This is a genomic window from Bradyrhizobium sp. CCGB01 (assembly GCF_024199795.1).
In the GTDB taxonomy this organism is placed as follows: domain Bacteria; phylum Pseudomonadota; class Alphaproteobacteria; order Rhizobiales; family Xanthobacteraceae; genus Bradyrhizobium.
In genome coordinates, this window is sequence record NZ_JANADK010000001.1 from 7918751 (window position 1) to 7944307 (window position 25557).

At 60.1% G+C, this 25557-nt stretch carries 25 protein-coding genes; 3 read left to right on the forward strand and 22 right to left on the reverse strand.

All coding sequences use genetic code 11. From position 1 onward, the window contains the following. Nucleotides 1–71: 71 nt before the first annotated feature. The 11 genes from ureG to NLM25_RS37325 form a co-directional block, all read right to left on the reverse strand. Nucleotides 72–758, reverse strand: coding sequence for an urease accessory protein UreG (gene ureG, locus NLM25_RS37275; RefSeq protein WP_254140214.1), 687 nt, complete (start codon nucleotides 756–758; stop codon nucleotides 72–74). Next, nucleotides 755–1453 carry an urease accessory protein UreF gene (locus NLM25_RS37280; RefSeq protein ID WP_254140215.1) on the reverse strand — a complete coding sequence of 233 codons (699 nt, stop codon included), beginning with the start codon at nucleotides 1451–1453 and terminating at the stop codon, nucleotides 755–757. The genes ureG and NLM25_RS37280 overlap by 4 nt, the downstream gene beginning before the upstream one ends. Nucleotides 1454–1476: 23 nt before the next feature. Next, nucleotides 1477–3180 (reverse strand): urease subunit alpha, encoded by a 1704-nt coding sequence (gene ureC / locus NLM25_RS37285; protein ID WP_254140216.1) that lies wholly within the window; start codon nucleotides 3178–3180, stop codon nucleotides 1477–1479. Between the two features lie 12 nt (nucleotides 3181–3192). Next, nucleotides 3193–3531, reverse strand: a complete 339-nt coding sequence (locus NLM25_RS37290; protein ID WP_254140217.1) for an urease subunit beta — start codon at nucleotides 3529–3531, stop codon at nucleotides 3193–3195. A gap of 107 nt (nucleotides 3532–3638) precedes the next feature. Continuing rightward, the gene (locus NLM25_RS37295) at nucleotides 3639–3941 is read right to left on the reverse strand and encodes an urease subunit gamma (RefSeq protein WP_028148889.1); all 303 of its coding nucleotides are present in this window, start codon (nucleotides 3939–3941) and stop codon (nucleotides 3639–3641) included. A gap of 26 nt (nucleotides 3942–3967) precedes the next feature. Then, entirely contained in the window at nucleotides 3968–4759 is a 792-nt protein-coding gene (locus NLM25_RS37300) for an urease accessory protein UreD (protein WP_254140218.1), read from the reverse strand. Between the two features lie 231 nt (nucleotides 4760–4990). Next, nucleotides 4991–6265, reverse strand: coding sequence for a beta-propeller fold lactonase family protein (locus NLM25_RS37305; protein WP_254140219.1), 1275 nt, complete (start codon nucleotides 6263–6265; stop codon nucleotides 4991–4993). Between the two features lie 62 nt (nucleotides 6266–6327). Then, entirely contained in the window at nucleotides 6328–6909 is a 582-nt protein-coding gene (locus tag NLM25_RS37310; protein WP_254140220.1) for a cytochrome P460 family protein, read from the reverse strand. 25 nt (nucleotides 6910–6934) lie between these two features. After that, complete coding sequence (locus NLM25_RS37315) at nucleotides 6935–7543, reverse strand: cytochrome P460 family protein (RefSeq protein ID WP_254122911.1); 609 nt, start codon at nucleotides 7541–7543, stop codon at nucleotides 6935–6937. A 251-nt stretch (nucleotides 7544–7794) separates the two neighbouring features. After that, complete coding sequence (locus NLM25_RS37320) at nucleotides 7795–8037, reverse strand: amidase family protein (RefSeq protein WP_254140221.1); 243 nt, start codon at nucleotides 8035–8037, stop codon at nucleotides 7795–7797. After that, the gene (locus NLM25_RS37325; protein ID WP_309143661.1) at nucleotides 8034–8717 is read right to left on the reverse strand and encodes an amidase; all 684 of its coding nucleotides are present in this window, start codon (nucleotides 8715–8717) and stop codon (nucleotides 8034–8036) included. The genes NLM25_RS37320 and NLM25_RS37325 overlap by 4 nt, the downstream gene beginning before the upstream one ends. Before the next feature lie 169 nt (nucleotides 8718–8886). On the opposite strand from NLM25_RS37325, the gene NLM25_RS37330 reads away from it, so the two are divergent. Continuing rightward, on the forward strand, nucleotides 8887–9153 hold the full coding sequence (locus NLM25_RS37330; protein ID WP_254122918.1) for a DUF6510 family protein: 267 nt from the start codon (nucleotides 8887–8889) through the stop codon (nucleotides 9151–9153). A 109-nt stretch (nucleotides 9154–9262) separates the two neighbouring features. Here NLM25_RS37330 and NLM25_RS37335 read toward each other — a convergent pair whose 3' ends face one another. From NLM25_RS37335 to NLM25_RS37385, 11 genes are all read right to left on the reverse strand, one after another. After that, a complete protein-coding gene (locus NLM25_RS37335) occupies nucleotides 9263–10033 on the reverse strand; it encodes an SDR family oxidoreductase (RefSeq protein ID WP_254122919.1) in 771 nt (256 codons plus the stop codon). A 30-nt stretch (nucleotides 10034–10063) separates the two neighbouring features. Next, complete coding sequence (locus NLM25_RS37340) at nucleotides 10064–11038, reverse strand: zinc-binding alcohol dehydrogenase family protein (RefSeq protein WP_254140222.1); 975 nt, start codon at nucleotides 11036–11038, stop codon at nucleotides 10064–10066. Nucleotides 11039–11092: 54 nt separating this feature from the next. Beyond that, nucleotides 11093–11944, reverse strand: coding sequence for an alpha/beta fold hydrolase (locus NLM25_RS37345; RefSeq protein WP_254122923.1), 852 nt, complete (start codon nucleotides 11942–11944; stop codon nucleotides 11093–11095). A gap of 184 nt (nucleotides 11945–12128) precedes the next feature. Continuing rightward, complete coding sequence (locus NLM25_RS37350) at nucleotides 12129–13142, reverse strand: AraC family transcriptional regulator (RefSeq protein ID WP_254140223.1); 1014 nt, start codon at nucleotides 13140–13142, stop codon at nucleotides 12129–12131. 265 nt (nucleotides 13143–13407) lie between these two features. Then, nucleotides 13408–14022: a response regulator transcription factor gene (locus NLM25_RS37355; protein ID WP_254140224.1), complete on the reverse strand. Its 615-nt coding sequence runs from the start codon at nucleotides 14020–14022 to the stop codon at nucleotides 13408–13410. Nucleotides 14023–14024: 2 nt separating this feature from the next. Beyond that, a complete protein-coding gene (locus NLM25_RS37360; protein ID WP_254122928.1) occupies nucleotides 14025–15698 on the reverse strand; it encodes an ATP-binding protein in 1674 nt (557 codons plus the stop codon). Nucleotides 15699–16117: 419 nt separating this feature from the next. Further along, a complete protein-coding gene (locus tag NLM25_RS37365) occupies nucleotides 16118–16801 on the reverse strand; it encodes an HWE histidine kinase domain-containing protein (protein ID WP_254140225.1) in 684 nt (227 codons plus the stop codon). 38 nt (nucleotides 16802–16839) lie between these two features. Continuing rightward, nucleotides 16840–17094, reverse strand: coding sequence for a hypothetical protein (locus tag NLM25_RS37370; protein WP_254122932.1), 255 nt, complete (start codon nucleotides 17092–17094; stop codon nucleotides 16840–16842). 257 nt (nucleotides 17095–17351) lie between these two features. After that, on the reverse strand, nucleotides 17352–18332 hold the full coding sequence (gene egtD / locus NLM25_RS37375) for an L-histidine N(alpha)-methyltransferase (protein ID WP_254140226.1): 981 nt from the start codon (nucleotides 18330–18332) through the stop codon (nucleotides 17352–17354). Between the two features lie 57 nt (nucleotides 18333–18389). After that, nucleotides 18390–18875, reverse strand: coding sequence for a sigma-70 family RNA polymerase sigma factor (locus NLM25_RS37380; RefSeq protein WP_254140227.1), 486 nt, complete (start codon nucleotides 18873–18875; stop codon nucleotides 18390–18392). Nucleotides 18876–19045: 170 nt separating this feature from the next. After that, complete coding sequence (locus tag NLM25_RS37385; RefSeq protein ID WP_254140228.1) at nucleotides 19046–19411, reverse strand: response regulator transcription factor; 366 nt, start codon at nucleotides 19409–19411, stop codon at nucleotides 19046–19048. Between the two features lie 199 nt (nucleotides 19412–19610). On the opposite strand from NLM25_RS37385, the gene NLM25_RS37390 reads away from it, so the two are divergent. Both NLM25_RS37390 and NLM25_RS37395 read left to right on the forward strand, forming a co-directional pair. Further along, nucleotides 19611–19835, forward strand: a complete 225-nt coding sequence (locus tag NLM25_RS37390) for a hypothetical protein (protein ID WP_254140229.1) — start codon at nucleotides 19611–19613, stop codon at nucleotides 19833–19835. Between the two features lie 174 nt (nucleotides 19836–20009). After that, complete coding sequence (locus tag NLM25_RS37395) at nucleotides 20010–25529, forward strand: AAA family ATPase (protein WP_254140230.1); 5520 nt, start codon at nucleotides 20010–20012, stop codon at nucleotides 25527–25529. Nucleotides 25530–25557: the final 28 nt, after the last annotated feature.

Consider the following 25557-nt stretch of genomic DNA (forward strand, 5'->3'; position numbering starts at 1 on the left):
AAGGTTCGCATTTGCTTCCCGACCGACGCGAGCACCAAACGTTCTTGCGGACGCCGCAAGCGTTTCCGTCATCAATGAGCATCCGCAGACAACTTCACGGCAGACAATCCGCCCTTTTGCAGAATGAAGTCCGCGATTTCATCGACTCCCTGACCGACCTTCAGATTGGAGAAGATAAATGGTCGTACGCCTCGCATCCTCCGAGCGTCCGTTTCCATAATCGCCAGATTGGCGCCAACCATCGGTGCCAGATCGATCTTGTTGATCACCAGCAGGTCGGATCTCATAATTCCCGGTCCGCCCTTGCGTGGAATCTTCTCACCTGCGGCGACGTCGATCACGTATATGGTCAGGTCGGCAAGTTCCGGACTGAAAGTCGCTGCGAGATTGTCGCCGCCGGATTCGACGAAACAAAGCTCCGTGTCCGGGAACTTCAGGTTCATGTCATGGATCGCGGCGAGGTTCATCGAAGCATCTTCTCGTATCGCCGTATGGGGACAGCCACCCGTTTCCACGCCCATGATGCGCTCCGCCGCCAGCGCCTGCACACGAGTCAGGATGAGTTGATCTTCCTTGGTGTAGATGTCGTTCGTGATCACGTAGAGTCTGTAGAATTCGCGCAGATGCTTGCAGAGCGCCTCGACCAGCGCCGTCTTTCCCGAACCGACCGGGCCACCAATTCCGACCCGTAGCGGGCCATTGGTCGCCGGAACGCCTGAAGCGCGAAACGATCGGCTCTCGCTTACATTCGTGTTCATGACCGAAACAACCTCGTATATTGCAGTTCGTGCGCGATGGATGCCAGCTCAACCATCAGACCCGCCGAACCGAGATCGCTGACCGTCTCGCGGGTTGCGATTTCACTCCGCGACAAGATCGCCTGCTCGAGCGACGCGATCGCAAGCTGACCGTCAGTCTGGCCAAGCGGCACCAATCGAACGCCCGCGGTCACCAGGTTGGCGACGTAACTGTGCAGGAACGCCGGCAGCGCCATTCCGACGGGCACTCGTTCGCGCGCCGAATATGCGCCGAGAAGGACGGCAGATACCGGCGGGCATTTTGCGTCAGAGAAGATGTCCAGAATTCGATCCGGCCACACGCGGCGAAGAGTCGTGAGGTACGCAGACGATTGCTGTGACGATTCGAGCGCAAATTCAGATGTCGTGCGGGACGCCGCGGCGAGCTCCGCCAGATGCGGAAGCTCGTCTTCCGCGCCGCCGGCCACACATCGATACGCTTCGATGAAGAAGATGGCTTCATTCCGGCCGGAGCCGTAGCAAAGGTCGGCCGCAAGCCAATCAATCAGGCTGCGGCGGTTGAAAACATGGCCCGCCTCAACGGCCCATTCCAGGCCGTGCGAATAGCTGTAGGCACCGTTCGGGAACGACGGCGAGAGCCAGCTCAGCAGCCTCAGGAAGGCCAATGCTGAACATCCATGATTCTCGTCTGTCATTGCATCACCATGCAGGCAACCCGTCAGTACATGAAGTAGCGTTGCGCCATCGGAACGACATCCACCGGCGGACAAGTGAGGAGTCGTCCGTCAGCTCGTACCTCGTAGGTCTCGGAATCGACTTCCATGTGGGGCAACGAATCGTTGAGAATCATGGAGTGCTTGCCGATCGCGCGCGTGTTCGAGACCGGTAGGAGGTGCTTTGCCAACCCCAGCTGTCCGGCCGCTTCGAGCGAAGCTTGACTGACGAACGTTACTGAGTTTCGCCCGGGAGAGCGGCCAAAGGCGCCGAACATGGGCCGGTAGTATTCCGGTTGAGGCGTCGGTATCGATGCATTGGGATCGCCCATGATTGCGGCGACGATCATGCCGGATTTCAAGACCATGTCGGGCTTGATCCCGAAGAACGCCGGACTCCAGACGACCAGGTCCGCGAGCTTTCCGACCTCGACCGAGCCGACATAGCGTGACATTCCCTGCACGATGGCGGGATTGATCGTGTACTTCGCGACGTAGCGCTTGGCCCTGAAATTGTCGTTCTGCCCGGTTTCCTCCGACAGTCGACCGAACTGCTTTTTCATCTTGTCCGCGGTCTGCCACGTCCGCGTGATCACTTCGCCGACGCGCCCCATTGCTTGGCTATCCGACGACACAATCGAGAACGCGCCGAGATCATGCAGAATGTCCTCCGCGGCGATTGTCTCCTTACGTATGCGACTCTCCGCGAAGGCAACATCCTCCGGGATACGGCGATCGAGATGATGGGTCACCATCAACATGTCGAGTGCTTCGTCCAGCGTGTTCGCGGTGTAGGGACGCGTTGGATTTGTCGAGGCTGGAATGACGTTCCTCTCGCCGCAGACCTTGATGATGTCCGGCGCATGTCCGCCGCCGGCCCCTTCCGTATGAGCCGCATGGATCGTCCTGCCCTTGAATGCGGCTATCGTGGTCTCGACAAATCCGCCTTCGTTCAGGGAATCGGTGTGGATCATGACCTGCACGTCCATGTCGTCGGCGACGGAGAGACAGCAGTCGATCGATGCAGGCGTTGCCCCCCAATCTTCGTGCAGTTTCAGGCCACAAGCACCGGCTTCGATCTGCTCGACCAGGCCTGCCGGTATGCTCGTGTTGCCCTTGCCGAAGATGCCGAAATTCATCGGGAACGCATCCAGCGCCTCAAGCATCCGATGGATGTGCCATGGCCCCGGAGTACAGGTCGTCGCCGTTGTCCCGGCCGCGGGGCCGGTGCCGCCGCCCATCATGGTTGTCACGCCGGAAAAAAGCGCCTCCTCGATCTGCTGGGGGCAGATGAAATGAACATGCGTGTCCATCCCGCCGGCGGTGATGATCTTGCCCTCGCCCGCGATGATCTCCGTCCCCGGCCCGATGATGATCGACACACCCGGCTGGACGTCGGGATTTCCCGCCTTGCCGATGGCGGCGATGAACCCGTCCTTGATCGCGATGTCGGCCTTGACGATTCCCCAGTGATCGAGGATCAGCGCGTTGGTAATGACCGTATCGACCGATCCCTGCGCGCGCGTGAGCTGCGATTGTCCCATGCCGTCGCGAATGACCTTCCCGCCACCGAACTTGACTTCCTCGCCATAGATCGTGAGGTCCCTTTCGGGCTCAATGAACAGGTCGGTATCTGCCAGGCGCACCTTGTCGCCCACAGTGGGACCGAACATCTGCGCATAGGCTCTCCGGCTCATCGTATGGGACATGTTTTCCTCATCTTATTCGTTGGCGCCGGACGCGTCGGTCCCTGCTTCCAGAGGTCCCATCACGCTCCCGCTGAATCCGTAGATGCGTCGCGCTCCGGCAAACGGAATCAACGAGACCTCGCGCGACTGCCCCGGCTCAAACCGCACGGCCGTCCCGGCCGGGATATCGAGGCGGCACCCACGAGCGGCGGATCGATCGAGCACGAGTGCAGCGTTCACTTCCGCGAAGTGATAATGGCTGCCGACCTGGACGGGCCGATCGCCGGTGTTTGCTACGGCAATCGATCGTCCCGGCCTGTCCTCGTTCAGGACGATCTCGCCATCGTCCGAAATGACCTCGCCGGGAATCATGCCATGCCTCCGGGCAACAACAGCCCGACAAGCCCGGCACAATTGCCCGCCGCGCGAAGCAAGCCTCTTCCGGCGGTGCAAAACGGGACGATATGCATCATCGGCTCCTATCGGATCGGGTTGTGCACCGGCACAAGCTTGGTCCCGTCCGGAAATGTCGCCTCGACCTGGATCTCGCGGATCATTTCCGGGATGCCCTCCATGACTTGATCACGGCGCAGAAGGCGGCCACCCTCGGACATCAGGTCCGCGACTGACCGTCCGTCGCGGGCGCCCTCCATAATGGCATCCGAAATCAGGGCGATGCTTTCGGGATAATTCAGCTTGACGCCGCGCGCGAGCCGGCCACGCGCAACGATCGCGGCGAGGGCTATCATGAGCTTGTCTCGTTCCCGTGGCGTCAGATTCAAGATGCTTCTCCCATTTGGCCGCGCTGCTAACAGGACCACATCTTCGGCACTCCGAACGGGCCGGATCCAAGCTCATGGTCGAGTTGATCGAGGAAGCGACGTAGACCTCGTCTGAGATCCGCGCTGGCGATCGCGGCTACCCTGATCACGATGATTGCGCCCACGATCGTGACGCCGCATGCGCATTCCAGAGAGGCGCCGATCTCGCGCAATCGCTCGAGCCGGCTCTCGAGACGCGGACCGAAATAGACCATTGTCGCGATCGCCCTCCAATTCGAGAGCAGGGCCGTCTTCCGAAGCTGCGGAAACGTCTGGTCGGACGCAAGGAAGCCGTCCGCCCAGACCAGACGGCCATCGATTCTGATGCGCCAACTGTCCTGGATATGTCCGCCGAGAATCTCCTCGCCGCTCTCGATCCGGCCAAGCACCAACCATTCAAGGGCAACCAATTCGGCGCCCGAGCTCACGTCGAGCTCGGTCTGCCTTGCGATGCGTGCCTGGTTGAAGACGATCGTCTCTTGTGGAAGCCACGCAAGCCGAGCGCTTCCTTCAGCCCTTAATCGGGTCAGGATTCGGGCAGGGCGATCCAGGGCTCGATAGACCTTCTCCGCCGCTTGCGTGGTCACCGCGACCGAGGCATCGCCCCGAGCGACCACCTCGATCTTCATCTCGTCGCCGCCCGCGACACCGCCCGAGGTGTTGATGAGGACGACTTCCTTGCACCGACGATCATCGATATTCGGGAAGGCAACGGCCATCGGAAACTTCTGATAGATGTCGCTGATCTGTGTGCCGTTCGCAGCGCCGGAGAACACCACGCGAGCTGCCCCGACAGCGCGCTGCAGGTCGAATTTCTCCGCTGCGCTCCTCCCTACTCCCGGATGGCCGGGAAAAGCCGCGGGCTCGCCGCGAGAGCGCTCATGACTCGCTTCAAACATCCGTCCTGGGGCCCATGATTGACATTGAGTTTCTCGATTGAGGACGAGCGAAATGCCGGACGTGGAGCCGTAAAGCCGGCCACGCCCGGACTTCGTGTCGCGGAACCGAGATCAGAATCCCGCAAGCCCCTGGGGGCAGTTGTACGGGATTTTGACGCTGGCGATTTCCTTCAACGAGCCGTCCGGCTGGGTGCGGTAGCTCACCAGCTTCGAGGCGTTGCCATAGATCTGATAGAGATAGGCGCCGTCCGGCGTGATCCAGCTATCGCTCGGACCGCTGGTCACTGTCCCGTTCAATCCCCGCGCAGTGCCGTCGCCGGGCACCTTCGGGCACGCCGGATCCATCGCGACCTCCAGGCCGCTACCATTGATGCGGTAGCTGCTGATGTTGCTGTAGCCGAAATTCGTCGCGTAGATCGTTCGGTCATCGGGGGCGACTGCCAGCCAGCACAGCTCGGACGGCAGGCCCGCGCTCGTGTCGATCTTGACGAGCGGACCGATGTTGATCGCGCCATTCTTCTCGATGGTGCAGATCGAGCAACCGTCGCCGACGGCATAGCCGATCACGAACGTATTCGGCCGCTGGTGCAGGAAGGCGATGTAGAACGGAGAGCCGCCCTTGGCGTCGTAGAATCTGGCCGTGCCGAGCGAACCGTCCTTCTGCATGGCGAACACGGCAAGGCCGTCGGGATCGGGCGCATTCGAGGCGATCGAGTGCAGCGCGCCGCCGGCCCGCTGGACCCAGAGAATAGGCGAGCCGTCCGGGTACAGGCCCGTGAGCGCGATCGGCTCGTCGAAGGTCGTGCCGACAAGCACCAGATCCTCGTTGGGTGAGACCACGACCATGGTGGAGACGCGGTTCCGCTTGCTGTAGGTATTCACCGTGTAGCGCTCGGACCGCGCCTTCAGCATACCTTCGGCATCGACCGACATCAGCCGAAGATGATCCGGGCCGAACGAGTGCAGCACGAAGAGAGTACGGGTCGACGGAGCGAAGGCGAGCGATTTCGCTGTGCCGCTCCTTCCATCGACCGGGTTGCCGGTCGATTTCACGTCGAGCAGCGTGAGGCGACCGTCACTTTCGAGGCGGAAGCTCGAAACCGAATTGTCTCCACCATTGGTCGCAAACAGGAAACGCCGATCGGATGTGATGATAACGCTCCCCGCGCCCTCGAATGAGTTTGGCGCGCTGTCCTGGCCGCTGATCGGCTTGAACTCACCCGAGCCGGCGCCGCCCGTCTTGGTACGAGCGACCTCGACCAGCTTGCCGTCCGCCTGCCGGGTGTAATGAATGATGGCATTCTCGATTTCGTTGGTCTGGATATAGAGATGGCCGGCCTGTCCTTTCGACATCCCGGTCTCGCTCGTCGTCGCCTCTTTAGCCATCTCTCGCTCCTTTGATGATTGGCTTTGTTGGATCAATTGGCCCTTGGTGACCCGCACCGGTGCTATTGTTTCAGTGGCGGGTACCCATCGACGTAAACCCAGTCTGACTCCTGAGCCGGCACATGGCAGGCCTGGCATTGAGCCCTGTAACTCGTCGTAGTCGTTTTCGATCGATCGCCTGCGTCGAACCAGGACCAACCCCAGCCGTCCCCCCACAGCGCGCTATCCGGATGCTTGTTCGCAGTGTCCTTCACCATGACGAACCACCCCTTCAAAGCGCCGGCGTGGCTGACGGTGCCGGTCGTCATTTCGGCGGTTGACGCCTCGAACACTTCCTTGATCAGAACCGCACCATCCGGGAAACGCTTGTCCTTCCGATAGGCGTCGATCGCTCCCGGCGAGGCATACACGACGTGAAGCTCCTTCGAGCCGTGACCATCGTCGGTCGCAATCGCCCAGCTTCCGAGGAGCTGATAGGTCGTACGATAGTCATCGGGCACATGCAGATGCCCTCCCCGGTCAGCAACGGTCGCGCCGGTCGGAACACCGCTCGCTACGTTCGCCCGCAGCGACGGCTGTCTGATCACGGACGCGATACCAAGGACGACGATGATGGCGACACCTGCGGCTCTGAGGATTGTCATGCCTATCTCCCCGCTGGTTACGCGGTCATCTCGCGTCCTTGTTGTCCAGCAGCGGATAGAACTGGGTCCAGACCTCATCCTTCTTGGCGTTGGCGATGTGGCAGTAGGCGCACTCGTCCTTCGACTTCACCTTGGCCATCGACGCCTTCGGTTCGTGATGGTTGAAGTTGAAGTATCCCCATCCGTTGGTATCGGCGAAGCGCTTGGAGTCCTTGACCGTTACGTCGGCTCCGTTCCACTTGCCCGGAAAGTAGCCCCGTCCCGACGCTTCCGTTCGCGAACCGTCGGCGTTCTCCTGCGGCAATGTCAGCTGCAGCTCCTTGAACAGGATCGTTCCCTCGGGAAATTCGCCGGTCTTCTTGTAGATCGCGTAGGAGCCGGGCTCGATATAGACGTTGTGAAACTCCGGAAAGTTCGCCTGCCCTCCATTGAGGGCATTTGGCGTCAATGGCGATCCGACATAGACCCACTCGTGGAAATTCTTCGGCAGGAGGAGTTGCCCGTCTGCGGTGTACTCCGGCAAATAGCGAGTGCTTCCCTGCGCATTGCTATCCTTGAGCGATCCGAAGAAGAGGGTCGTTGCGACCGCACTGCCAACGATGACCGCCGCTGCTGCCTGGACTCCCACTCGCATAGCTTTCTCCCGCGACTGTGACCGAACGCGCACGGCGCTGGCACGGTTAATCTGTCGGGAGATGAGATAGCCAATCGTGGAAGATCTTGCGCGTCGGAGATTGCCTTCTCTTTTTCTATCTTGATGTAATCCGTCCTGGCCTTGCGATCGCGACCGAGTCCATTGCCGATGCCGCGACGCGTAGCCCGACCGGAGGCGTCACCGCTGCGCAATCACGCTGAGAGCATCGAGACGAGCGAGGAGATGCGAGGTTAGCCGGCAAGGCCCGGAAGCGGCGGCCGTCTCAGGTGATAATCCGTATCGGTCTCGAACGCCTGTCCCACCCGGAGGATGGTTTCCTCTTCAAATGGTTTTCCGACGATCTGAAGACCGATCGGAAGGCCATCAGGCGCGAAGCCGCACGGAATTGAAGCCGCCGGAAAACCGGCCAGATTGAAGGGAGCGCAGAATCTGGCCGAGACCGCGAAGACAGTCTCCTCCTTCGCGCCGATCACGCCTTCAGCGGGCGCTCGCGGCAAATTCGGTAAATGTCCTGCCAGGGACGAAGCCGCTCGAAGGCCGCGCTCGCTGCCAGCACGTCGAAGTCGGCGTTTCGCCGACCTATGATTTGCATTCCGACCGGAAGACCGTCGGACAATCCAGCCGGAATCGATGCCGCTGGGTGGCCGGTAAAGTTGACGAAATAGGTCAGACACCATCCGATGAGAGGATCGATGTCCACGCCATTGATCGCCTTCGGTCCGATCGTGTTGCCGTCGCCAGCATTGTCGACCGGCGGGCACGCGAGAGTCGGCGTGACGAGCAGATCAAACTTATCGAGGACGTTCTGAAAGGCGTCGTACACCTCCGACCGAACGGCCTGGTCCCGAAAGAAATCGGGGCCCGACATGCGCTTGGTCTTCTCGACCCAATCCAGGTACTCAGGCGGAAAGTCGTCGCGATGCTGGCCGAACAGATCGATCCCGTCCCGCTTCATGTTCTCGATCGCCTGCAGGTTCAGAAGCATATAGAGGCGCGACCAGACATCGCTCAATTCGCGTTGCGAGCGGGTGATGCCGAGCTTCACCTCCTCTACGTGGGCGCCGGCTTCCTCGAACGCCAACAACGCGCGACGGACCGCCTCTGCGATCCTTCTATCGACCGGAAAGACGTCCAGATCCGGACTATAGGCAATCCTGAGGCCGCTTCGCGGAGAACAGCTTTCCGCGCGAGCAAAATCCCACGTGCTTCATTTGCGGCCCCACAGGGTTTGTCGAAACCATCTCGAGCATGCTCGTGAGGCTGGATATGAACCCTCTCGCCATCAAAACCGAACGTTTTGGACCATCTGGAGGATGATCGCCATGGCTGACAACATCTCCGACCTCATCATTGGCGGTGACCCGGCCACATACCTCCTTCAGGAGGCGTTTGCCTTTGATATCACTCTGACGAAGATTCAATGTGACGCATGCAGCACGGTATCCGGCCTCGGCTCATTGGTCGCGGATGGAGGCCCCCAAGAGGCTCTCGTAAGGTGTGCCACTTGCGGAAACGATCTGATCAGGGCGGCGCGAACCCCGAACGGGCGCCTCCTTGAACTCAACGGTGCCCGCCACTTGTACTTCTGAACTTGAGTTGCTTCCCACACTACGGGATCGACGGCTCGTTAGGTATGGCGAAGATGTCAAGGCTGCGGTGAACCTACCAGGGCGGCCCTGCCCCAGTCACCGCGGCCGCTCAGACCGATTTCACTTCACCACCATCCATCCGTAACGCCGTGCCCGTCATCCAGCGCGCACCCGGCGACACGAGGAATGCCATCAACTCGGCGATCTCGTCTGGCTCTCCGTAGCGCTCGATACCTGCTTCCTCTGGAAATCTGGCGGTCGCCTCCTCGACGGTCATGTTGTGCAATGGCGCCCAGCGCTCGAGGTAGGAACGACGCCGTCCTGTCATCACCGCTCCCGGCATGACGCTATTGACCTGGACACCATCTGCGATGCCGCGATCGGAGAAGGCCTTCGCAAGGGCAACGATGGCGGCATTGATGGTGCCAACCGCTGCGTACGAAGCCTTAGGAAACAAGGCGGAATTCCCGGACATCAGCACGACGGCTCCCTTCGCCGCCTTCAGGGCCGGCCACGCCGCGATTGTGAGCCGTCGGGCGCCATGCAGCTTCAGCGCAAGTCCGTCTTCCCATTGCGCATCCGTCGCCTCGAACAGGTCGATCTGAGGCACCGCACCCGCGATATTGAGCAGCGCATCAATCCTACCTAGCGCGCCCAGCGTCCGATCGACGACGTCTCGTGCAGCAGTCCGCTCGGCCAAATCAGCCTCGATCACCAACGCATCGGCACCAGCCGCCCTGACGAGCTCTGCTGTACGGTCCAGATTGGCGCGGTTTCGTGCGACAAGAGCAATCGTGGAAAAATCCAGCGCTAGACGCAACGCGGTCGCGTGGCCGATTCCCTGACTCGCTCCCGTAACGATAGCAACGGATTTGGACATGCAGACCCTCCGCTAAGAGATTTGACAAGGTCAATCGTGAACGACGACCATCTTTCCGACAGCCTCGTTCGCCTCCATCATGCGATGGGCTTCGCGTATCTGGTCGAAGCGAAAGACCCGTGCCGGCTTCACGTCGAGCCGGCCAACCGAGGCGTCAGCAGCGATCTTCTGCAATGGGACATCGGCAAGCGGAAATCCGGGGGTACCAAACACGAAGCTTCCAAAGAAACTCAGATAAACGCCGCTCGCCATCTGCAGCAACGGGTTGAAGTCGGGAATCGGATCGAGCCCACCGAGCCAGCCCGCAAGACAGGAGCGGCCGCCGCGGCGGAGCATGGCGAGGGAGTCGAGCACTACGCTGTTGCCGACAAGGTCGAGAACCGCGTCAACTTGTTTCGCCTCGGCGAGATGCTGCGAGAGATCCCGCCGCTCAATTTCGCAACGTTCGGCCCCGAGCTTTTCCAAAATTTGGAATCGCTCCCGGCTGCGTGTCGTCGCAACGACCCGCACGCCGGCATTGACTGCGAGTTTGACAGCCGCTTGACCGAACGAGGAAGTCGCGCCGCGAATGACGAGAAGCTGGCTTTTCTGCAGATCGAGATTTCGGAAGAGACAAGTCCATGCCGTCGCGAAGGTCTCGGGTATCGCTGCGAGCTCTGCCCACGGCAAATCTGCGTCGATCAATGCGACGTTCGAGACCGGAGCACGGGTATATTCGGCATAACTGCCATTGATGGTCCGGCCGAGACCGCCCATCAATGCAGCGACTTTCGCACCAACCGGAAATTCTCCGCCTGGACATGATTTCACGAGCCCGACGCATTCGATCCCACTGATCGGCGCCGCTTCGGCCCATTCGCCACGGCGCATGTGCATCTCAGCATGATTGATGCCGAATCCCTTTACCTCGATGACGACATGACCAAGCTTCGCCTCCGGCTCCGGAACGTCTCGATAGACAAGGCTGTCCAAGCCGCCGAATTTTTCAAGAACGATGGCACGCATCACACCTCTCTTCGCACCTGCCTCCAGGGGGGTCGGTCACGTGTCTGACCTTGACTAGACAAGAAAATCGCGAATTGCCGCCGCGATCTCCCCGGCATGCGTCTCAAGCGCGAAGTGGCCCGTATCAAAGAAGCGAACCTCGGCACCCGCAATGTCGCGCTGGAACGCCTTCGCGCCCGCCGGCAGGAAGAAGGGATCGTTTTTGCCCCAGACCGCCAGGAAAGGCGGCTTGTGCTTCCGGAAGTAAGCCTGGAATTCCGGATACATGGCGACATTGGTCTTGTAGTCACCGAAAAGATCGAGCTGGACCTCGTCGGCGCCGGCGCGCGCGAGATAATAATTATCCAACGTGTATCCATCAGGTGAGATCAGGGAGGCGTCAGGCACCCCGTGGGTGTATTGCCAGGCCGTGGTCTCCGGCGAAAGGAACGAGCGCAGCGCCGCCCGGTTCTCCTTCGACGGATCTTGCCAGTAGGCACGGATCGGGCTCCAGCCCTCGCTCAGCCCCTCCTCATACGCGTTGCCATTCTGCGAAATGATGGAAGTGACACGCTCGGGATGGCGCAGGGCCATCCGGAAGCCCGTCGGCGCGCCGTAGTCGAAGACGTAGAGCGAGAAGCGGGTAAGCCCGACGACCTCAGTGAACCGCTCCAGTACCTGCGCCAGCGCGGCGAACGTATATTGGAACTTCTCGCGAGCCGGCATGTCAGACTGGCCAAAGCCGGGTAGATCCGGCACCACGACTCGGAAGCGGCCGGAGAGCGCGGGGATCAATTCACGGAACATGTGGCCAGCCGTCGGAAATCCGTGAAGCAGCAGCAAGGCGGGCGCATCGGACCGGCCCGCTTCCCGATAGAATACGTTCAGACCGTCCACGTCCGCTTTGCGATACCGAATGCTCGTCATCTGCGGTTCCTCACGGCTTCCCTCGAAGCATCGTCGCACCTGCGGAACCGATGATCCGATCCGAGGCTGGCTCATTTAGATATTTCGTGGGGCAAGTTGATCTGGTTACAGAGCTCCCGACATTTTTTTGGCGCGCAGGATTCCTGTCGCCTCCTCTGCCCCGTCTATCGCGTTTTCGACCAATTCACTTGAACTCTCTGCGGTAGTCCGTAGGAGTCCAACCCGTTGTCTTTCGAAAGGCCGAGCTGAAGGAGCTCGTTTGCGCATAGCCCAAGCCGAGCGCGATGTCCGTAATCGATATTCCGCGATCTGCGAGTCGCAGCTTGGCCAGCTCCATGCGTCGCTGTACCTGGTATTGGTATGCCGGCATTCCGAACGATCTCTTGAATGCCCGGCAAAAGTGATGAATGCTGAGCTTGGCAAGCTGTGCGAGCTTCAGAAGGCACACCTGCTCTCCCAGGTGCTCTTCGACGTACTCGACGACAATGCGCTTCTGCCAGCCTGCGAGACCTCCACGACTCACCGGTGCCACTTCGCGAACCGCTTCGCGATCCGACCGGGAAAGCTCGTACGCGAGCACGCCACAGAGCGCCTCGAGGTAGGGCACGCACGTCGCATCGCCGCTCTCGATTGCCTTTTTCAGCTTGAAGGCGGTCTCCCAGACCCGCGGGTCTTCGAAGTATATCCTGGGCGCAAACTCGGCGTCGCTGCCGTCAGACGCACGAAGCGCGGCGGGATCGAAGTAGATAAAAGTTAGCTGCGCAGACGAGGCCGTCTCATGCCATTCGCGATAGGCCTGGCCCGCGGGCACGAACGTCAATTTGTGTTCAGAACCGCGGAGCTTCGACGAGAAAAGGCCGTCGATGGAAGTCTCGCCGCCTTTTCGTGCTCCTTCGCTGTACAAGGCCAGGAGATGCCTCGATCCCTGAAAGCGAAATTCAAGCCTGTTGCCGACCGGGACGTGGACGCTTTCGGAAAACCACCGGCAACAGCCAATTCCGAGGCGCCTCACTGGCCCAGCGGGTGTTATGCTCACCGTCGGGTGAAGTGCCATTTCAGACAGCTTGGGAGGCTGCGCCTCGTCCACCGGTCGAATCGACGTTGCGGAGATCTCCTTCCGCGGCATCCTCTCACTCGAATCTGATAAGTACATTCCCATCGCCGTCGCCTTTTTTGTGCTGCCGATGGCTGCGTCCATTCGTCAACGAACTTCTGCACGGAAGAGACAGCTTGATTGCCTGGATGCAGCCGTTCGGCTCGCAGGCCGCAAATGGCGTCGCCTCTCCGTTCAAAGCGAGCTGCCAATACCGGCTGGCAGCACCGCACAGAGACACCATGCTTTTCATAGCTCTGACGGGCAATCTCGCGCTTGTGCTGCTTCGCCCCCTACCTAGGTATGGGTACCGCGCGGGGACGGCACCGAAATAATTCGGCGCGAAATGCCGCCCCCCCGGGGCGAGGCGTCAGCTTTGGAGTTGGAGCGCTCCAGCCATTCGAACGAGCGTAGCTGCGGTCTTTGCCCCCAGCTTCCGCATTACACTGCCGCGATGCATTTTGACCGTCGCCTCGCTGATCGAGAGCTCGTTGGCCACCTGCTTGTTCATCAAGCCGGACGAAACCAGCGTCATCACTTGTCGCTCGCGCGCGGTCAAGAGCGCGAATTTCTCCTGCAACTGCGCGAGGTGCGCGATGTCGTCGCGTCGGTCTGTGTCTTTTCGGATCGCGGCTGTGACGGCGTCGAGGAGATCCTGATCCCGTATCGGCTTGGTGAGAAAATCGACCGCCCCCAACTTCATACCCCTGACGGACATGGGAATGTCGCCGAAAGCCGTCATCAGGATTACCGGAATTCCGACATTGATCCTTGTCAGATACTCCTGCAGTTCCAGTCCGCTGGTACCCGGCAATCTGACATCGAGCACCAGACAGGCGGGGGTCTCCTCCAGGTCGACCTTCAGGAAGTCCGAAGCAGACCCATACAATGCGACCCTGTAATTCAGGGACTCAAGCAGGTCACCAAGGGACTCGCGAACCGCCTGATCGTCATCAACAATGTGAACAACACCCGATGCAGGCACTGCTAAAGACCCCCCAACGTCTGAGCCGGCTGACGAAGCGGGAGAACGAACGTGAACCTCGTGCCGGACGTCCCGTTTTCTTCCACCCATAGCTGTCCTCCGTGGAGATTGACTATCTTGCGGCAGATCGACAGGCCCAGACCGAGCCCCGCTCCCTTCGTTGTATAGAGCGACTCAAAGACCCGCTCTCTATCGGCCGGATGGATGCCAACCCCAGTATCCGCGATTGCCACGGAAATCATACCATCGAGAACCTTCGATGAGAGGGTCAAAATGCGGTTCCCGCCCTCAACTCCTGCCATGGCCTCTATGGCATTGCGCACGAGATTCAGAGCGACCTGCTGGATCTGAACACGGTCCGCCTCCGCGTCAGGCAGTGATCCATCGAAGTCGGTTCGGACGGTGACACCAGCTCGCTCAATCTCCCTTTGCGACAGACGCAGAACCTCCGCGACCGCCTCATTGATATCGAACTTGGCAAAATGAACCTGCGTGCCCCGCGCCAAGGATCTGACTCCTTTCACGATCTCCGTGGCTCGACGCGCCTGCTTGATAATGCGCGTAACCGACCTTTGGGCTTCCGTCGCTTCCAGCGGCCCCCTGGCGAGCCATCGGAGGCCAGCTTCCGCGCTCATGATAATCCCCGTCAGCGGTTGATCGATCTCGTGAACGATCGAGCCGGCGAGTTCGCCAAGAGATGCCAGGCCCGAAGCTCGCGCAAGCTCATTCCGCGCGTCGGCTAGTGCCTGCTCCGCCGCCTTCCGCAGGGTGATATCAGTGATGATACCTTCCAGCTCCAAATCCCCAGTGGGACCATTGTCGAATTGTCCGACGGCCGCGACGTGCAAGGTCTTACCGTCCCGGTGGACCACCCGGTATTCATGCGCGAATGGCGACTTGGTTCGGATCGCTTCGGTGAGCGCCCGCTCCAGCGTAGCATGATCGTCGGGATGCACTCGGCTCTTGAACATCTCGAATGGCACGGGATTTACATCCAGGTCGAGATCCAGGATGCGGTAGCATTCGCGCGATCCTCGGGAGAGTAGCGTCCGGGTGTTCCAGCGATAACTGCCCATCCCGCCGATCTGCTGACCTCTGACCATCCACATGTTGGTCTCGCGCAGCGCCTCGAAGAGACGCACCGACTCGAATGAGATGGCAGCCTGGGTAGCAAGCATCGACATCACCCAGAGGCAGCGTGGCGTAAAGATCTCCGCATCCCCGGCCGCCTCGAGGTAAAGAACACCAATCGCCCAGTGCTGATGAACCAACGGCAGGCACAGCTGAGTTATCTCCCCCGCCGGCGGACTCGCAGGGTCGATCAATGCCGAACTCGCCGCGTGAGCCTGCCTCACGACCGCTTCCCTTCGATCGAGAACCTCCTCGGCGAGATCGCCCGGCAATCGGAACTCGGCGTTTGCCGGGACGGAGGCAAAGAAATTCGCCCTCTCGCGGGGAAAGCTCGCGTCCGCTTGAGCAAGCAGATCTCTTTGGCCGCTGAGTAAGATCGCCCCCCGGGCGGCCCCGGAAAAACTTAACGCCTCCGCGAGAAGTGCGTTGGCCAATCCCTGATAGCTGATCTCTCTTGAGATGACCTGGAATGCCTTCGCGACAAGATCAAGTTCATGCGTCTCGCTTTTTAACCTCATACCGAGATGCCTCGTAGTGACGATCATATCCAGACGTCTCGACGCATCATCCTGGGGCTACTCATCAAACGATGAGAAACGAGCGCGCTGGTATGCGGCGATATGTAACGGCACTTGTCGACATTGCCAAGTTTGGTTGCCGCGATCCGCGAGTTTGCGGCCCACGAATTCGTGCGAACTCCTTTGCGCATTACACCGAATATTTTTAGCAATGGGTGTAACCGGCGCGATGGATGCTCCGAATATCCGCGAAAGTGCAGAGGGGCGGTGTTACGTTCCGCGGCGGCGTCGCACATGCCGTTCAGCCACCAATCGGGCGCATTGGAGTCGCCGCCAGCCTGGCCTGCATCAGTAGTGGTTCAATTCACCAGTAAACAGGCCCTATACAGGCAGTCTGCCTAAGATCAGTTTCCGCCGGATCCCGGCCAATGTACTCATGGCGACGCTTAGCTGACGGCGTTCTGCGACGTCCGCGTCTGCCCTCGATCAATCAAAATCCGGCAGACAAGGCCGTCAGGCGCAAAGTCGATATCGACCCGCGCCCCAGGTATCGCCTTTGCAATCAAATGCATCCCGAAGCCTCTGCGTTCCGGCTTGTTTACCGTCGGTCCGCCGCGCTCGCGCCACTGGATGGCGAGACTTTGTCTGCCAAGGTAGGGGGAACTCTCCCAGGCCAACTCGACGCCCCCCTCCGTCGAGGTCAGGGCGCCGTACTTGCTCGCATTCGTTGCCAGTTCCTGAATGATGACGTGCAGCGACAAGGCGATGTGCGGCTCCAGCGCGACATCCGGCCCCGCGAGCAGAATGCGATCCTTATGAGACATCGCGTGCGGCCTCAAAGTTCGCTCCAGCAGCCCCGCAAGAGATACGTGCTGCTCTCCGGCACACTCGATCATCCTGTAAGCATCAGACAGGGTCGCGATCCGCGCCGAGAGAGCCGCGCGAAAATCGGCGGCTGAACTCGCGTCGGTGTTGTCTACAAAGCATAGAACTACGCTGAAGAGGTTGCGCATTCGATGCTGCAATTCTCTGACCACCATCTTGAGCGAATCCTCTGGAATCGGAGCGATCCGCTCGTACTTTGTGCTTCCGTTTCCATCTCGGAATGACTCGGTGACAGTATGCCTCATGCGCAGACCCTATCGCTGTTTACTGAACCGGATACCGATCAACACCCACGACATATTTTCAGCTTCTTATCGAGCTCTGCGTCCAGTCCTTCCTGCTTTTGATTGAAATCGGTAATGCGCTTCTGCAAGTCGTCCTCGGCAATCGAGTTCGGCATGAATTCTTTACCGCGCGGCTGCACGTGCACGTTCTCAGCTGCGCTTGGCGCTTTCGACGATGGCGTAGAGACTGGTTCTGCCAGAGCGGTTAGAGGAATGGCTGCGAAGCTCAAGATAAGGGACGAACGTCGTTGCATGACCGCGCCTCGATGCATTTGGTTGCTATGAAGACGCCGACAATATGCAGGAAATATCTGAGCCTCGCTGTTCGTGGATTGCGCTGATTGCGGTGAAATTGTTGGAATGCAGCAGCCCCCTGACCTAAAAGCGTATGATGGTGATCCCTGGTCAAGGAGGCGAGACGCCAAGGTCCAGTCGCATGGCGTCGATCAATGGGCCGCAGACCGGGTTGCCTGCCGATCGAAGTTCGAGCGTCGGTTCGCGCAGCGCGCCCCTAGGGTGCCGCGCGCGCAGGTCTTTGCTCCGCGAGAATGACCGAGAAGCGCTCTTGATCGTCAGTCCAATCGGCGATCGGATTCCAGCCACCAGCCTGCAGGAGAACGAACGCATCCCTCCGGCCGTACTTGAAGCTATTCTCGGTGTGGATGGTCTCGCCATTCGACATAAAAAACTCGCGACCATCAACTTCGAAGCCGACGTCCCGCGTCGCTTCGAGATGCATCTCGATACGCGACTCCGCAGCATTCCACCGCGCCACATGTCGGAATGCACTCAGCGGAATCGACCCACCCAGCTCGCGGTTGATTCGATGCAAGAGGTTGAGATTGAAAGCGGCCGTCAGTCCTTGCGTGTCGTCATACGCCGGCAGCAGGACATCTTGATCTTTGATGCGATCGATACCTATCAGCAGCATCGATCCGGTACCCAGGGTCGCCGCCATGGCCCGCAACAAATCGACCGCCGCAGACACAGTCAGGTTTCCAATCGTCGACCCGGGGAAGAAGCCAAGACGCGCAGTCGAAGCAATTTCCCCGGGCAGCGAGAATGGGTACGTGAAGTCCGCCTCGGTCGGATAAATCGGCAGACCGGGGAATGCATGTGACAGGCCTGTCGCCACCTCCCGAAGGAACTCTCCTGAGATGTCGATCGGCACATAGGCGGAGGGCTCGGTCTCCGTCAGCAAAAGCCGCGTTTTTGCCGACGAACCGGAACCGAACTCTACCACTGCGCGGCCCGGTCCAGCGAGAGCAGAGATCTCTGACACTGCGGAAGCAAGGATCGATCGCTCGGTTCGCGTGGGGTAGTATTCAGGCAGTAGGGTGATAGCTTCGAACAGAGCCGACCCCCGGCGGTCATAAAGCCATCTCGCCGGAATTGCCTTTGACGCGAGACCTAGCCCTTCCATGACGTCGTAGCGGAATGACGCCGTCAGGTCAGCCACCCCGCATCGCAGTTCGCTCTCGAGTTGAAGCAATTTCACCTTCCTTCGCACGACATTTACTTCGGCCCGGCGGGCTGCCCCGCAATGGCCTCAGGAAACCAAGGCGGCCAATTTCTTCAGCCCGCGGTGGATATTGATCTTGACCAGAGCCGCCGATTGGCCAGTCGCGCCGGACGCTCGCGCGATGCTAAGGCCATTGAGCTTCACGAGACGGATCACGCTCTCTTGAGAGGGCTTCAACCGGCCAAGCAACTGGTCCAGCGCAGCGGCGCTGATCGCAGCACCCTCATGGTCTTCGATTGCGATTTCCTCGTCGAGTGCGAGGACATTGTATCGAGATGCATCGCGAACGCGATCGACCCATTTGTAGTGGGCAATCGCCGTGATCCAGGCACCAAAGGGCCTCGAGGGCGAAAACGTGTGGCGTTTGGCATGAACGGCCAAAAGCACTTCCTGCCGTGCATCTTCGGCGGCGGGGTGCGGCAGCCGACGCGCGTAGTACGCACGCAACCATAGGTTCAACTCCCGGAGCAATTGCTCATATGCAACTTCATCTCCTGATTGTGCCGCGAGCATGAGCCTTCCCCATCGCTCCGAACAATCGTTCCATCGCTCCCAGCGGGCCGTCCTCCGGCGATCATTTCGCAACGGAGCCGTGTCCGTCCGAATTGGTTGAAGCCGCGATTCGCCGCCATCGGGCGGTTGCGCAGCGCTGGCGGACGATCTGTCATCGCTGGAAAGTGCTTTCATCCTCGAAGACTCCTGTCGAGACATTCAAGCAGCACACTTGTTTCGAACGGCTTTCTGAGAAGGCAGAATGCGCCGATCGACATGGCCTCCTCGTCTAGCTGCTTGTGAGGAAGTGCAGTGATGAGAATCACCGGCGCTCCGACCTTCTGCTCCTGAAGCTCACGAACGAGATTGAGCCCGCCCATCCCCGGCATGTGAACGTCGGCGATGATGCAATCAAAGCTGAACCGGTCGACATAGCTCAGCAGTGCTTCCGCCCTGTCAAACGGTTCTGAGCGGTAACCGATCGATCGCATCAGATCCACCAAAGAGAAGCACAGGGACTCGTCGTCATCGACGACTCCTACGAAGGGGACCTTCACCTGACTTATCCTCGCAAGTCGGCAACATCATCGAAACGCGATCGCGACGAGGTCGACCGGCGTGTGAGCCGCTCCCTCGTTGATCAGGTCATTTCCGTCGCGACGTTCGACGCTTGCTCGCACGAGGCCCATTTTCGGTCTCCCCAAGTGAGGAAAATCCAATAGCTGCGCCGTCTGGTTGCGCAGGTGAGCCAGGAGCATGCGTTTGGCTGCCTCCCTTCACAATCTCACGATTGTGATGCACAAACCCATACTTTGGTATGGGTTTTCGGCGGACACCCGCGCCACCGACGACGACCTGACGAATAGCAGCAAGACGGCGCACCTTCGTCACGAGCAATCATTCTTTCCCGATGCCGCTCCGGCTGGCTGCACAGCAGCACAGGCGGCACTTGACCTGACACCAGATGGCCTTGCTGCTTGACGAAGAGCAGCTCGACCGCGTTTCGGTCGAGTCAGTCGATTGACGTGGCGCTCATGGGATCATTCTGATGAGGCCTGTTGTAGGGGACTCCTCCCGAGAGTACGTTGATGAGGGGTGATTGACACTCGGTGCGCCTTCTCCGGCGAGCGGCCGGCTGGTTCCGGAGTCCGGCAGATGAAGATATCCTCGCATCCCCCCTCGAACCGGGATACCGATCGCGAAATATTATGGGACGACGGCGAGCGCGTCTTTTGCCGCGAATGGCGTCATGACGCAAATGGCAACGTCACTAGTGTCTTGACCGTAAGGCCCGTCGCGGAACATCCGCTATCGATGGTCCTCGACCAGCTCGCACACGAATACGCCTTGCGCGATGAATTGAATCGAGCTTGGGCCGCGATGCCGCTGGAGCTAGTCCGCGAAGACGGTCGAACAATGCTGATATTGGAAGACCCCGGCAACCAGCCGCTCGAGCGTCTACTTGGCACGCCGATGAGGCTGGATCGCCTTTTGCGAATGGCTTCCGCCATGGCTGGCGCGATCGCGCAGCTGCATCAGAGTGGCCTGATCCACAAGGATCTGAAGCCGGCGAACATCTTGGTCGATGCAGCGGGCGAGATCAGGATTACGGGATTTGGCCTCGCGTCTCGCCTGCCGCGTGAGCGACAGCAACTCGAACCACCGGAAATGATCGCGGGCACCCTCGCCTACATGGCGCCCGAACAGACCGGCCGAATGAACCGGTCGGTCGATTCCCGCGGCGACTTGTATGCACTCGGCGTGACATTCTACCGAATGCTCACGGGAGCCCTGCCGTTCACCGCGGCCAACCCAATGGAATGGGTACACAGCCACATCGCAAGACAAGTTATTCCTCCCGCCGAACGAGTGAACGGCGTGCCTGGCGCCGTCTCGGCCATCATCGTGAAGCTCCTCGCCAAAACGGCCGAGGACCGCTACCAGACCGCCGCCGGCCTCAAGAACGATCTCGACCATTGCCTTGTCGAATGGGAAGCGCACGGCCGGATTGAGGGCTTTCCGCTCGGCCAAGAGGATCGACCGGACCGACTCCTTATTCCTGAGCGGCTATATGGGAGAGAGCGAGAGATCGAGGCCTTGCGTGTCTCATTCAATCGCATCGCCCGGAACGGTACGCCCGAATTGATCCTCGTGTCTGGCTCCTCCGGCGTAGGTAAGTCCGCGCTCGTCGACGAAATGCACAAAGCCCTGCTCCCATCGGGAGGATTCTTCGCGTCGGGCAAATTTGACCAGTACAAGCGCGATATGCCCTATGCGACGCTCGCGCATGCCCTTCAGGGCCTTATCCGAGGCCTCCTCGCCAAGAACGACGCCGATCTCGAGCCCTGGCGCAGGAAGTTACGCGGGGCGCTCGGCCACCTCGGCCAACTGATGGTCGATCTCGTACCGGAACTACAGCTGGTGATCGGGGATCAATCACCCGTTCCGGACGCTTCCCCACAAGACGCCCAGCGACGTTTTCGGCTTGTCGTTCAGCGCTTCGTTGGCGTCTTCGCCAACTCGGACCATCCCCTTGTGCTCTTCCTCGACGACCTGCAGTGGCTCGACGTGGCCACGCTGGATCTAGTCCACGATCTCTTGAGGCGATCCGATCTGCGCAATTTGCTTCTCATCGCCGCCTATCGTCACAATGAGGTCGACGTCAAGCATTCGCTGGCACAAAGGCTGGTCGACCTTCGTGCCTCCCGTGTAAGGGTGGTGGAAATCAATCTAACGCCGCTCACTCGCGCCGCCGTCGAGGAGTTCACGGCAGACGCACTTCACTGCGAGCTGGCATACGCCAGGCCGATAGCCCAGCTGATATATGACAAGACGGATGGAAATCCGTTCTTTCTAACGCAATTTCTTCGAACACTGGCCGAAGAAGAAATACTGACATTCGGTCATGACAAGGGACAGTGGCGCTGGGATCTCGAACGCGCCAAAGGAAAACGATACGCCGACAACGTCGCCGATCTCATGGTCGGCAAGTTGAGCGGTCTGCGCGACGAGACACGTCAGGCCTTGCTGGAGCTGGCTTGCTTGGGCGACGGAGCCGAGATAACGACACTCTCCCTCGTGCACGGAACATCCGAGCAGCGACTCCACACGGATTTGCGCGAGGCCACTCGTCTCGAACTGGTCCGGCGCCTCAAGAGCTCCTACACATTCGTGCACGATCGTGTGCGAGAGGCCGCTTACGCACTTCAGCCGAACCAGAATAAGCGGACGGCCCTTCACTTTCGGATCGGCATGACGCTGGCGGCGCAGCTGACTCCGGACGAAGCAAGCGAACGCGTCTATATCGTTGCCAACCAACTCAACCGTGGCCGAGCCGCTTTGACGCGCGGACCTGAAAGAGAAAGGGTTATTGCCGTCAATCTCGCTGCAGGCCGACGGGCGAGAAATGCGACGGCTTACCGCGCAGCGATATCCTACCTTGAGGTCGCCCGTGAACTGCTCGGAGAGGACGGTCATCCGCGATGCAGCCAGGACGCCTTTGCGATCGGCTTGCTCAACGCCGAATGCAAATTTCTGCTCGGTGACTTGAACACGGCAGAGGTAGAATTAACGATCCTATCGCAGAGCTGTTCGGATGTTCGGGCAAGCGCTGATGTCGCCAGGCTTCGGGCGCAGTTATATACCGCTGCGGGACGGCTCGAACAGGCGGTGGACGTCTGTCTCGCGTTTTTGCGCAAGGCTGGGATTGTCTGGTCGCCCCACCCCAGCCGCAGCGAGGTGAATGAAGATCGACAACGCCTCCGAGGTCTGGTCGAAGAGCTATCCGACGACCAGCTTCACGCCTTGCCGCCGATGATCGATCCGGACCATCGCGCAACGATGAGCGTTCTGGCGGACCTCGTCACGCCTGCGTTTCTCACCGATCGCAACCTATCCGACATCATGCTCGTGGAAGCTACCCGACTGACGCTCGAGCACGGGGTCAGTCCTGAATCGTGCTACCCTCTGACCGCCATATTCGGTGTGCTCGCGAGCAATTCGTCCGATGCCGAGCTTGGATTCCGACTGTCGCAACTCGGCACAGCCCTTGCCGAAAAGCAGCCGCAGATAGGATTGAGCGGCCGTGCACTTTTGGTATTCGGCCTCCATGTGACTCCGTGGATACGTCCGATCCGATCGGGACGGTCATTCATACAGCGCGCTCTTGCAATTTGCCTGACGACCGGAGATCTGGCTTTCGCAGCGTATTCGCACCGCGGGCTCTTATCAGTGGATCTCTTCTGCGGCGATCCGCTCATGGAAGTCTGCTCAAACGCCGAGCGGGCTCTGGCATTCGCCGAGGGTTTGGGCGTCCGGTTGGCTACGGAGGGCTTGGCCACCCAACGAAGTCTGGCGCTGAGTCTGATGGCACGCGATGGAGTGGACGGCTTCGAGATTGCGGGAGCGCCCCATCCCTCCGACGCGACCGAACCACTAAGCGCCTTCTTCCGCTACGCGGCGCAGATTCAGCTTGAGGTAATTGCCGGACGCGACGATGTCGCAATTCTCCTCGCTGAACACGCGGAGCAGCTCTCATGGTGCGTCCGGGCCTATTCGGATTTCACCGAGTACCGGTTCTACACGGCGCTCGCCCATGCTGCAGCCTGTCACGTATCGCCACCTGAGCATCGTGATCAACGCCTCGGCGACCTCCGCGAACACCACCGGAAGCTCATGGCCTGGGCGACCCGCTGCCCCGCAAACTTCGCCGCTCGGCACAAGCTCATCGCAGCCGAGCTTGCACGCGTCGAAGGTCGCGAACTCGAGGCGGAACAGTTATACGAAGAGGCGATCCACCTGGCGCAGGAAGCCGGATTCGTACAGATCGAGGCAATTGCTGCGGAGCGAGCAGCAAGGTTTTACGAGGCGCGTGGCATTCGAACGGTGGTTCTATCTTACTTGACGAAAGCGCGGGATTGCTACGCGCGCTGGGGCGCCGAGGCGAAGGTGAGCCAGCTCGAGCAACTCCATCCAGGCCTCCGGGGGAGAGGGTCTACGCCCAACGCGGCGGGTACGATCGGAGCCCCCGTAGATCAGTTGGACCTCGCGACGGTTCTCAAGGTATCGGAGACTGTTTCGGGCGAGATCGTACTGGAGAAGCTCACGGAAACCTTACTGCGCTCGGCTCTCGAACACGCAGGTGCAGAACGCGGCGTGCTGATTTTACTGAGGGGCTCCGAGCTGCGAATTCGGGCGGAAGCGGTGATCGGCGGTGGCTCGGTTGCGTTCAATTTAGCCGATTCCCCGATCTCCGCCGCCGAGGTACCGGTGTCGATCGTACATTACACGGTTCGGACGCAAGAAAGCGTCGTTCTCGATGATGCCTCGACGAACGTCGCGTTCGGCGGCGACGAATACATCGACCAAAAACGTGTCCGGTCGGCCCTGTGTGTCCCGCTTATCAAGCAAGGGAAGGCCGTGGCATTTCTGTATCTCGAGAATAATCTCGCGTCGCGGGTGTTTACCCCCGCCCGGATCGCCATCCTCAAATTTCTCGCGTCGGAGGCAGCGACGTCACTCGACAATGCTCGTCTGTATCGGGAGCTCCAGGAGCGCGAGTCGAGGATTCGTCGACTGGTCGAGTCCAACATCATCGGGATCTTCATCTTCGACCACACTCCCGACATCCTCGACGCCAATGAATCCTTTCTGAAGACCATGGGATATGACCGCGAGGATCTCAAGGCAGGCCGGTTGCGCTGGGCCGACTTGACGCCGCCGGAATGGCAGGAGCGCACCTCTCGCGCCAGGGTCGAGTTGAAGGCGACGAGGGTTGCTCAGCCGTTCGAGAAGGAGTTCTTCCGCAAGGACGGCAGCCGGGTGCCGGTGCTGACCGGCGGGGCGTTGTTTGACGACGAACACGAGCAGGGTGTCGCTTTTGTGCTTGATCTCAGCCAACGCAAGCAAGCCGAGACAGAGGCACGTGAGAGCGAGCGGCGATACCGCGAGGCTCAGATGGAGCTGGCCCACGCGAACCGTGTCGCGGTGATGGGACAGCTTACTGCGTCGATTGCCCACGAGGTCAATCAGCCGAACACCGCTGTTATCGCCAGCGCGCAAGCGGCATTGAGCTGGCTCGATCACCGTCCGCCGGCGCTGGAACAGACACGCAAGGCGCTGACACGTACCATCGAGAACGGCATCCGTTCCAGCGAGGTCATTGGGCGAATCCGCGATCTCATAAAGAAGGCACCGCCCAAGCGAGATTCCCTGGCGATCAACAATGTGATCGGCCACGTCATCGAACTCACTCAAGTTGAAGCGACTCGGCACGATGTCTTCATCCGGACTGCATTCGCCGATCGCTTGCCCAAGGTCATTGGCGATCGCGTCGAGCTGCAACAGGTCACGCTCAACCTGATCCTGAACGCCATCGAGGCGATGAGTGGAGCAACGGAAGACAAGCGGGAGTTGCTGATCCAGACCGCGAGAGCAGAAGCTGAGAGTATACTCGTATCGATCGCGGATTCGGGTCCGGGATTGTCTTCGGAGAGCCTCGAGCGGCTTTTCGAGCCCTTCTACACGACCAAGCCCGGCGGCCTGGGCGTTGGACTATCGATATGCCGCTCGATCATCATTGCTCATGGCGGCAGGCTGTGGGCGACTGCAAACGAACCACGCGGAGCGGTTTTCCAGTTCACCGTACCAATCGATGACGGACTTAGCGCCGGTTGAGACGCGCGACGCAGTGGCGACCTCATTC